This window comes from Streptomyces sp. NPDC059564 (assembly GCF_042735575.1).
In the GTDB taxonomy this organism is placed as follows: Bacteria; Actinomycetota; Actinomycetes; order Streptomycetales; family Streptomycetaceae; genus Streptomyces.
This window is the reverse complement of sequence record NZ_JBHWBP010000633.1, coordinates 1-1,955: the sequence shown is the minus strand read 5'-3', so window position 1 is coordinate 1,955 and position 1,955 is coordinate 1. Positions and strand designations below refer to the sequence as shown.

The 1,955-nt window shown below is 75.6% G+C and carries 2 protein-coding genes and 1 pseudogene; 2 read left to right on the top strand and 1 reads right to left on the bottom strand.

Going from position 1 to position 1,955, the window contains the following annotated elements; translation table 11 throughout:
- Positions 1–396: aldo/keto reductase (locus ACFV0Q_RS41095; protein ID WP_385013170.1), on the bottom strand; the 396-nt coding region annotated here is incomplete at its 3' end.
- Positions 397–465: 69 nt separating this feature from the next.
- Between ACFV0Q_RS41095 and ACFV0Q_RS41090 the strand changes: the two genes are divergently transcribed.
- Both ACFV0Q_RS41090 and ACFV0Q_RS41085 read left to right on the top strand, forming a co-directional pair.
- Positions 466–1,488 (top strand): helix-turn-helix domain-containing protein, encoded by a 1,023-nt coding sequence (locus tag ACFV0Q_RS41090; protein WP_385013168.1) that lies wholly within the window; start codon positions 466–468, stop codon positions 1,486–1,488.
- A gap of 167 nt (positions 1,489–1,655) precedes the next feature.
- Positions 1,656–1,955: pseudogene (locus ACFV0Q_RS41085) on the top strand (hypothetical protein); the annotation flags it as partial.

The window sequence follows — 1,955 nt, the reverse complement described above, 5'->3', positions numbered from 1 at the left end:
GCGGCCGAGCTGGCGGAGGTTCTCCTCGACCTGGCCGCGCAGGTCGCCGGGCCCGGCGTGGTCCGCCCACTCCCCCGACGCGTCGCGGGCGGGCCCGACCTTGGTGGCGATGACGAGGTCGTCCGGGTAGGGGCCGCCCAGCGCGCTGTTGATCAGCTCGTTGGCGGAGCGGAGCGGGGAGAAGTAGAAGGCGGCGGTGTCGATGTGGTTGACGCCGAGTGCGACCGCGCGGCGCAGGACGGCGATGGCCCGGTCCCGCCCGCTGGAGGCGGCGTCGGCCTGGAGCGCCGGCCCGGTCTGCGTGATGCGCATCGCCCCGAAGCCGATGCGGTTGACGGCGAGGTCACCGAGCTTCCAGGTGCCCGATGCCGCCGCGTTGATCGTTTCCGTAGTCATGCCGGAATGATCCACCGGCCGGTACGCTCACCGCCACGGATTCGTACATGCGTGAATCCCCGGGGAGGGATGGTCGTTCTGGTGCGGTTCGACAACCCGGTCGGGCCGGTCAGGCTGGTGTTCTCGGCCGGTGACCTGGCGCAGATGCGGTTCGCCGTCTCCCCGATGTGGGAGGTCGGCACCAGCATGCGGCTGCTGAGGTCGGGCGCGGCCCATCCCGTGCACGGCCCGTGGACCGCCCAGGTGGGGGCGCGGCTGACGGCCGCCGGGCTCGACCGGGGCTGGCTGGCGGAGCTGGTCCCGCCGCGCGGCTTCGTACCGGACTTCCTGAACCCGGCCCCCGAAGGGCCCGCGCCCACCCTGGCGCAGGAACTGGCCCGCATCAGGGCCGCGCCCGCCGCCGCCGTACGCCGGGACCTCGACCGCCTGGCCCGGGAACAGGGGCGGCTCGGCCCCCGGTCACGGGCCCTGTACGCCGACCCGCCCGGGCGGCTGGTCCGGGTCGCGGAGGAGATCGAGGGCTACTGGGAGCTCGCGCTGGCCCCCTACTGGGCGCGGATCCGGGCCGTGCTCGACGCGGACGTCTTCCACCGCTCCCGGCAGGTCGCCGAGCAGGGCGCGGCCCGGCTCTTCAACGACCTGCACGCCTCGATGAGCTGGTCCGACAACGCGCTGCGGCTGGCGCTGCGGGAGCGGTCCCTGTCGCGCAGGACGGCGGGGGCCGGGCTGGTGCTGATCCCCTCGGCCTTCACCGGGCCGGTGCCGCTGACCCGGGTGGCGCTGCCCGAGCCGCCCCAACTGGCCTATCCGGCGCGGGGAACCGGCTCCCTGTGGGCGCCGCGACCGGCCGTCGGGACGGCGGCGCTGGCCGCCGTGCTCGGCCGCTCGCGGGCCCGGCTGCTGGCGGAGCTGGACGCCCCGGCCTCCACCACGGAACTGGCCGCCCGCACGGGGCTCTCCCCGGCGGCGGTGTCCCAGTACCTGACGGCCCTGCGGGACGCGGGCCTGGTCAGCGCCCACCGCGCAGGCCGCTCGGTCCTCTACGCCCGCACGGCGGTGGGCGAATCCCTGCTGACGGCGGGTTCCGCGTAGGCGGGCGGTCCCGGGGGAAGCGAACACCTCTTCAGGCCACTCGGTCGCGGCGTTTCGCCTTCCGCGTTCGCCCGTCGGGGCGGACCACGGAGCGTTAAGGTCGGCAGCGCACAGCGTCGCCCCGGTGGTCGTGAGGCTGAGCCGGGGCCGGGGAGGAAGAGGCCGCTTTGAGTGGTGGGCAGAGAAAACTGGCCGAGCACCCGGTGCTGGTCGTCGTCGGCGTCATCGCCACCATCATCGGTGCGGTGGCGGCCGGCAAGGACCTGTTCTCCGCGGAGGATCCGCCGCCCAGGGCCGCGGAGTCCGTTCCGGCCGCCCCGCGGCCCGCCGCGACGCCCGATGACGGCGACGGGGGCGGCGCGCCCGCGCCGTCGACGACCCGGAAGCGGACGGTCGAACCCGAGCCCGAACCGGTGCCGGAGACCACCGAACCCGAGGGGCCCCGGCCGGAGCCCGAGGCTCCGGTG

What these genes read in the sequence shown, in the direction of transcription:
- ACFV0Q_RS41090 (WP_385013168.1), top strand. Translation starts at nt 466, where the DNA reads ATGGTCGTTCTGGTGCGGTTCGACAACCCGGTCGGGCCGGTCAGGCTG.